This window comes from Streptomyces sp. NPDC007971, assembly GCF_042958635.1.
Lineage (GTDB): Bacteria > Actinomycetota > Actinomycetes > Streptomycetales > Streptomycetaceae > Streptomyces.
Map to the genome: position 1 here is coordinate 1 of NZ_JBIBJK010000056.1, position 6,743 is coordinate 6,743.

At 72.4% G+C, this 6,743-nt stretch carries 1 protein-coding gene and 1 pseudogene; both read right to left on the minus strand.

Annotated features, from left to right (window positions below):
- Positions 1 to 3,910, minus strand: a pseudogene (locus tag ACFZCP_RS45635) (type I polyketide synthase); the annotation flags it as partial.
- A 49-nt stretch (positions 3,911 to 3,959) separates the two neighbouring features.
- Positions 3,960 to 6,743, minus strand: a 2,784-nt coding sequence (locus ACFZCP_RS45640) for an SDR family oxidoreductase (protein ID WP_391443128.1), incomplete at its 5' end; no start/stop codon positions are given.

Here is a 6,743-nt window from a genome sequence, read left to right on the forward strand (position 1 = left end):
CCGCCAACCCCTCCACCAGCCCAAAACCATCCGCACCGACCAACACCCAATCCCCCGACGGCACAGCCGACTCGGCGACCGCAACCCAGTCCTGGGCGAACAGTGCGTCGGTCAACCCGTTGTCGGAAGCCTGTAGTTGCTGCACCGACACGGGGCGCTTCACCAGCGAGCCCACCGAGACGACCGGGGCTCCGGCCGGGTCCACCGCCGTCAGCGACAGACCGCCCTGCGCGTCGCGGCGCAGCCGCACCCGCAGCACCGACGCACCACTGGCGTGCAGTTCCACATCCGTCCAGGCGAACGGCATCAGCAGCCGGCCCGGCTCGACGTCGGCCCGCGCACCCTGATCCGCGTCGGCCAGGACCGCGCCGTGCAGGGCCGCGTCGAGCAGCACCGGATGCAGGCCGAACGCAGTCGCCTCCTCGGCCACCGGCTCCGGCAGCGCCACCTCGGCGAAGATGTCCTCCCCGCGGCGCCAGGCGGCCTGCAGTCCCTGGAACGCGGGGCCGTACACCTCGGCCAGCAGGACCGGATACAGATCGGCGGTGTCCATCGGCTCGGCATCCCGCGGCGGCCATTCCCGGAGCTCTTCGTCGGTCGCCGCGCTCGTGCCGGCCGTCGTGGCGGGGGCCACCACACCACGGGCGTGCTGCACCCACGGCTGCTCACTACCGGGCTGATCCGGACGGGAGAACACCTCGACCGTACGCCGCCCCTCCTCGTCACCCGCGGCCACCACCACCTGGATACGGACCCCGCCACCATCACCCGGCACCACCAACGGCGCCTGCAGCGTCAACTCCTCCAGCAGACCGCAACCGACCTGATCGCCGGCCCGCACCGCCAGCTCGACGTAGCCGGTGCTCGGCAGGAGCACCACACCGCCGACCGCGTGGTCCGCCAGCCAGGGATGCGAACCGACGGACAGCCGGCCCGTGCACACCACCCCGGCACCGCCGGCCAGTTCCACCACCGCGCCCAGCAGGGGGTGACCCACCGCGCCCAGGCCCAGCGACACCGCGTCGCCACCGGCCGCTCCCAGGGCGGACAGGGAGAGCAGCCCCTCCGGCCAGTACCGCTCGTGCCGGAAGGCGTACGTCGGCAGCTCCACCTGCTCGCCGGCGGGCAGCACCGCGGTCCACTCGACCTGGGCACCGTGCACGAACGCCTCGGCGAGCGAGGTGATCAGACGCTGTGCGCCGCCTTCGTCACGCCGCAGCGTCCCGCACACCGCGGCGGGCAGCGCACCCGGACCGGCATCCTGAGCGACCTCTGCGAGGGTGTCGTTCATGGCACCCAGCAGCACCGGGTGCGGGGAGACCTCCACGAAGACCTGGTGGCCCTGGTCGGCCAGGATCCGCACGGCACGGTCGAAGTGGACCGGCGCCCGCAGACTCCCGTACCAGTACGCGGCGTCCAGCTCCTCGCCGGTCAGGCTCTCGCCGGTCATCGCCGAGACCATGGGCACCCGGCCCTGGCGAGGGGCGACGGCGGCCAGAACGGAGACGATCTCCTTCTCCAGGCGGTCCACCTGGGCGGAGTGCGAGGCGTAGTCCACCGCGACCATGCGCGCCCGGACACCCTCGGCCTCCAGCTCGGCCCGCAACTCCTCCAGCGCCTCCGGCTCACCCGAAACCACCACCGACGAGGCACCGTTGACCGCCGCCAGCGACAGACGCTCACCCCAGCGCGCAAGACGCTCCTCGACCGCCACGGCCGACTGGCTGACCGACATCATCCCGCCGGCGCCGGCCAGCACCTTCAGCGACTGCGAGCGAAGGGCCACCACGCGGGCGCCGTCCTCGACGCTGAGCATCCCGGCGACCGTCGCCGCGGCGATCTCACCCTGCGAATGACCCACCACCGCATCCGGGCTCACGCCCGCGGCCTCCCACACCGCCGCCAGCGACACCATCACCGCCCACAACGCCGGCTGCACCACATCCGCAGCCTCCAGCGCCGGAGCACCCTCGGCACCCGCGAGAACATCGCTCAGCGACCACGGCACGTACGGCGCCAGGGCCGCCCCGCACTCGGCCAGCCGTGCCGCGAACACCTCGCTGACCTGCGCGAGTTCACAGCCCATGCCCAGCCACTGCGAGCCCTGGCCGGGAAAGACGAACACGGTGCGCGCATCGTCCCTGACGACGCCCGAGACGACGGCACCGCTGGGGACACCGTCGGCCAGGCACTCCAGCCCGGAGACCAGCTCGCCGCCGTCACCGCCGACCACGACGGCCCGGTGCTCGAACGCCACTCGTGTGGTCGCCAGCGACCAGGCCACATCCGTCGGCTCCGACTCCGGCCGCGCAGCGACCCACGCACGCAGGCGGGCCGCCTGCGCCGTCAGACCGTCGGCCGAACGACCCGACACCAGCCACGCACCGGCACCCGCACCCGCACCCGCACCCGCACCCGCACCCGACAGCACCGGAGCCACGCTCGCGCCGGCGGCCGGCCCGGCGGCGTCCTGCGGTGCCGCACTCCCCCGCTCGTCGCCCTCCTCGGCCGCCGCGTCCGCGGCGGGGGCCTCCTCCAGGATGACGTGGACGTTCGTGCCGCTGCCGCCGAACGAGGACACACCGGCGCGGCGCGCGCGTTCCCCGGCCGGCCACGGCATCGGCTCCGACAGCAGCTCCACCTCGCCCGCGGACCAGTCCACGTGCGGCGTGGGCTCGCCCACGTGCAGCGTCTGCGGGAGCTGCTGATGCTGCATGGCCAGCACCATCTTGATCACACCGGCGACACCGGACGCCGCCTGGGTGTGCCCGATGTTCGACTTCACCGAGCCGAGCCACAGCGGCCGTCCCTCCGGACGCTCCTGGCCGTAGGTGGCGAGCAGTGCCTGTGCCTCGATCGGGTCACCCAGCGTGGTGCCCGTGCCGTGTGCCTCGACCACGTCCACGTCGGCGGCCGACAGCTGGGCGTTGGCCAGCGCGGCACGGATGACGCGCTGCTGGGAAGGGCCGTTGGGCGCGGTCAGGCCGTTGGAGGCACCGTCCTGGTTCGCCGCGGAGCCACGGATCACGGCGAGCACGGGATGGCCCTGCCGGCGCGCCTCGGACAGCCGCTCCACGACGATCATGCCCGCGCCCTCGGCCCAGCCGGTCCCGCTCGCGTCCGCGGAGAACGCGCGGCAGCGTCCGTCCGCCGCCAGGCCCTGCTGCCGGGAGAACTCCATGAAGTTGCCCGGGTTGACCAGGACCGTCACGCCGCCGGCCAGCGCCATGGAGCACTCGCCCGAGCGGATCGCCTGGCAGGCCAGGTGCAGCGCCACCAGGGACGACGAACACGCCGTGTCCACCGTCACGGCCGGGCCCTCCAGGCCCATCGCGTACGACACCCGGCCCGATATCACGCTGGGCAGGTTGCCGGTCATCATGTGACCCTCGAACCCGGCCGTGCCCTCCTCCGACATCGCCAGGCTGATGGCGTAGTTCGACGTGAATCCGCCGACGAACACACCGGTCCTACTGCCGCGCAACGCCCCCGCATCGATACCCGCCCGCTCCAGCGCCTCCCACGACACCTCCAGCATCAGCCTCTGCTGCGGGTCCATCGCCAGCGCCTCGCGCGGGCTGATCCCGAAGAACCCCGCATCGAAACCGCTCGCGTCCCGCATGAATCCGCCGGACTGGGTGATCGACTTGCCGGCCTTCTCCGGATCCGGGTCGTAGATGTTCTCCAGGTCCCACCCGCGGTCGGTCGGGAACGCGCCGACCGCATCGCCACCCGCCGCCAGCAGCTCCCAGAACTCCTCCGGGCTGTCCGCACCGCCCGGGAGCCGGCACGCCATCCCCACGATCGCCAACGGCTCCTGGTCGCCGGCCTCCAGCTTGCGCAGGCGCTGGCGCGTCTCCTGGAGTTCGGCTGCAGCCTTCTTGAGGTATTCGAAAAGCTTCTCTTGGTTGTCCACAGGGACTCCTTACTAAACCATGCCGCCAATAAGCCCGAAGCAATTAGTTGGACAGACCAAGTTCCTTGTCGAGAAACTCAAACACCTGGTCGGGTGTCGCCGATCGGAATTCGACCTTTTCACTCTCGGACTCCGATCCGCCCTGCTTTTCGATCCACCTCGACAGAATGCTCTGCAGCCGCCTCGTGATGCTTTCGCTCATGTCGTGATCGGTTGCCGAATCGGCCAGGCTGGACTCGAGCCGGTCCAGCTCGTCGAGAATCGGCACCGAAACCGCTTCTTCCTGGACGAGTTCGGCCCGCAGCCAGGTGGCGAGCTCCACGGGCGTCGGATAGTCGAAGATCAATGTCGCGGGCAGCCGCAGACCGGTCGCCGCGTTCAGACGGTTCCGCAGCTCGACCGCGGTGAGCGAGTCGAAGCCGAGTTCCTTGAACGCCTGCCTGGCCTGGAGGGCATCCGCCGAGGCGTACCCCAGCACCGCTGCCGCCTCGGCCCGCACGACATCCGTCAGCGCCCGGTCCTGCTCGGCCCGGTTCATGCCCGCCAGGCGCCGTGCCAGATCCTCTTCACCGCGCGCGGCCTCCGCGGACCCGGCACGGGCGGCGGCGAGGCGGCGGACCTCCGGCAGGTCCCGCACCAGCGGCCTGTCCTGCAGGTCCACCGATCCGGGCGCCGCCGCCAACTGGGCCCAGTCCACGTCCATCACCGTCACGACGGCGTCGGAGCCCTCCAGCGCCTCGCCCAACGCCCGTACCGCCAGCTGCGGATCCATTGCCGGCATGGGGACCCGCTTCATCCGCGCCTGGATCGCGTCCTTGGACTCGGCGAGGCCGCCGCCGCCCCACAGGCCCCAGGCCACCGACAGACCGGCCGTCCCGCGGGCCCGCCGCTTCTCGGCCAGGGCGTCGAGGTAGGCGTTCGCGGCGGCGTAGTTGCCCTGCCCGGCGGAGCCCAGCGTCGATGCCGCGGAGGAGAACAGGACGAACGCGTCCAGGTCCAGATCCTCGGTCAGCTCGTCCAGATGGGCGGCGCTCGCCGCCTTCGCCGCCAACACCGTCTCCAGGCGCGACGCGGACAGACGGTCCACCACACCGTCGTCCAGCACCGCCGCGGTGTGCATCACCGCGGACAGCACGGGACCGCTCCGCCCCGTCCAGTCCACCAGCCCGGCCAGGTCCGACCGGTCGCTCACGTCACAGGCCACGACGTCCACGCGGGTGCCCCGGGCGGCCAGTTCGGCGGCCACCGCGGCGACGTCGGCGGCCCCGGGGCCGGAACGGCTGGTGAGCACCAGTCGCGCCGTGTCTCCCTCCGCCAGCCACCGTGCCACATGGCCGGCGATGGCACCCGTCCCCCCGGTGATCAGCACGCTGCCACGCGTGCTCCAGCGCCCTTCGCCGCGGGCCTGGGGGCCCCGGCTCATCCTGCGGCCCAGCACCCCGGACGTCCTGATGGCGACCTGCTCCTCGCCGCCTCCGGCCAGCACCGCCACCAGCCGCGCACCGGCCCGGTCGTCCATCACGGCGGGCAGGTCGATCAACCCGCCCCAGCGGTCCGGGTGTTCCAGTCCCACGACCCGGCCGAGGCCCCACACCTGCGCCTGCACCGGACCGGCCGGCGCCTCCCCCGGCGTGGCCGCTGCCGCGCCGCACGTGGCGATCCACAGGGGTGCGACGACTTCGGTGTCACCGAGCGCCTGGACCAGGCCCAGGGTCGCGGCCAGACCGCCGGCCACCACCGGGTGGTCGGGCAGCGGCGCCTCGTCCAGCGCCAGCAGGGACAGCACGCCGGACACCGCGGCAGGTTCCGTAGCGGCCTTCTGCAGTGCCTGAACGACCAGTTCGGCGACGTCGGTCCGCTCGACGGTCCCCGCCGGGACCTCGGCCACCACGACCTCGGCACCGCGCGCGGTCAGTGCCGCCGCGCAGCCCTGTGCCAGGCCATCAGTGTCCGGCCCCGCAGGGGCCGCCAAGAGCCAGGTCCCGGAGAGCACCCTCGGGTCGGGCTCGGGAATCTGCGCCCAACCCATCCGGTACCGCCATCCGGCCGTCACCGAACGGTCCTGCTCACGGCGCCGCCACGACGCCAGCGCCGGCAGCGCCTCGCTCAGCGGACGGTCGCCGTCCACCGCCAGCGTGTCGGCGAGCTGCGTCAGGTCCCCACCCTCGACGGCCGCCCAGAACCGGGCCTCGGCCTCCGTGCCCGCGCCGTCACCACCCACCGCGGAACCGGCGGTCGGCAGGGCTGCGACGCTCTTCGGCCAGTACCGCTCGTGCCGGAAGGCGTACGTCGGCAGCTCAACGCGGTGCGCGGACGGCAGCACCACCGTCCAGTCCACCGCCACGCCGTTCACGAACGCCTCCGCGAAGGAGGTGATCAGACGCTGCGCACCACCATCGTCACGCCGCAGCGTGCCGCACACAGCAGCAGCCACCGCACCCGGACCGGAATCCTGCGCGACCTCTTCGAGGGTGTCGTTCATCGCGCCCATCAGCACCGGATGCGGCGTGACCTCCACGAACACCTGATGCCCCTGACCGGCCAGCACCCGCACCGCACGATCGAAGTGCACCGACGCCCGCAGACTCCCATACCAGTACGCGGCGTCCAACTCGGGACCGGTCAGAGTCTCACCCGTCATCGCGGAGACCATCGGCACCCGGCCCCGACGAGGAGCGATCCCCGCCAGCACAGAGGTGATCTCCTCCTCCAACCGATCCACCTGAGCGGAATGCGAGGCGTAGTCCACCGCGACCATCCGCGCCCGCACACCCTCCGCCTCCAACTCGGCCCGCAACTCCTCCAACGCCCCCGGCTCACCCGAAAC